A 255-nucleotide genomic window follows, 5' to 3' on the forward strand; every position below is an offset into this window, starting at 1 on the left:
AGAATTAGATTATTGGCAAGAAAAATAATTTAAAAGAGAAATTTATGCGCCCAAAAACTAGTTTTTTTATATACTGTTTTTTAATCATTGGTTTATTTGCCAGCTGCCAGCCTAAAGATACATTTGATTGGAATGCAGCTTGGTCTGCGCCAAAATACTATGGTTGTTCCCCTACTGTTGAATATTTTTATCAAGGAAAAAGTATTGCGGGCGCATCTGCAAATATTGGTAATGATCCAGGTTGGGGTACTACCA

1 protein-coding gene is annotated in these 255 nt (G+C 34.9%); it reads left to right on the forward strand.

Annotated features, from left to right (window positions below):
* Positions 1-44: 44 nt before the first annotated feature.
* Positions 45-255, forward strand: a 211-nt coding sequence (locus ACHRV0_RS21700) for a hypothetical protein (protein WP_395442534.1), incomplete at its 3' end; no start/stop codon positions are given.

This window comes from Flavobacterium sp. FlaQc-30 (genome assembly GCF_044005885.1).
Taxonomy (GTDB): domain Bacteria; phylum Bacteroidota; class Bacteroidia; order Flavobacteriales; family Flavobacteriaceae; genus Flavobacterium.